This is a genomic window from Paraburkholderia sp. BR10141 (assembly GCF_056155635.1).
This window is the reverse complement of sequence record NZ_JBMIQH010000126.1, coordinates 1-997: the sequence shown is the minus strand read 5'-3', so window position 1 is coordinate 997 and position 997 is coordinate 1. Positions and strand designations below refer to the sequence as shown.

The following is a 997-nucleotide window of genomic DNA, read 5'->3' as shown; positions in this document are numbered from 1 at the left end:
GCCGGCAGACAACGCGAACGTTATGGCTGTTCGAGCATCCGCGGCAACCATATAAATCTTGGTATTCCCTTTGCCTCGGGACTTTACGATTGTTTGATGTCCGTTTTTTAACGCACCGGTGCCATCAGGATGAACCTTTACCATAGTGCTATCCAGCGAAACCGCGTCGATCCTGATGCGAACGATCTGTGCACGCTGCAATTCCGTGAACACGCGACGCAGCACGCCACTTCTGGACCAGCGGTTCATCCGCGTGTAAATCGTATGCCATCTACCGAAGCGCTTCGGCAGTCCACGCCACTTGCAGCCGTGCTCGGCGACATAAAGATCGCACTGCACTTGCAGGTTCGTCGGACTGACTGTTGCCACGCTGTCGTGGCAGACAATGCTCGATCCGTTGATATTGGGCTTCGGTGATTTCCATCGCCAGAGTGGACGATCAAACGATATTAGCGTGAACACGCCATAGGGCCACTTGTCCACCGGGGCCACGTCACCATCCTTGCCTGTTCGCAGATCTTGCTCCGATACAGCTGCGCAAACTTCCGCAGCTGCGCAAGTTCTTTTCGAGATTGGAACCGAGCCTGATCGGCATCGAACACCGTCACGGTTCGCACTTCTGGGCTCTGGAATTTATCTCGCAGGGGGCACACGGTTCGACTGCTGCCGACACAATATGTGAAACCCTTTGTGGTCGGCGGCAAGAACGACGAGAATGATGCTTCCGCCATCTGTGCAGCTGTGCCACACCCGGCATTGATCCAGCACCAATCAAGCGCCGAACAGCAATCATTGCAGTCGGCTCATCGCATGAGTGAGCGGGCCGTTTGCGAGCGAACCGTGAAGTCAAATCAGATACATAGCATGTTTGCATGCAGAAGAGGGGTTCATCTTCCGGACGGCCCTTGTCCAGCTTCGGTAGGACTTCAATGGTTCAATGGACTGGGAGTCGGTGCCGTCGCAGACGGCTCTCGTGCAAACCTCCTTTGATCGCTAT

The 997-nt window shown here is 55.1% G+C and carries 1 pseudogene; it reads right to left on the bottom strand.

Going from position 1 to position 997, the window contains the following annotated elements:
• A pseudogene (locus tag ACOJB8_RS41125) lies at window positions 1-424 on the bottom strand (transposase); the annotation flags it as partial.
• Window positions 425-997: the final 573 nt, after the last annotated feature.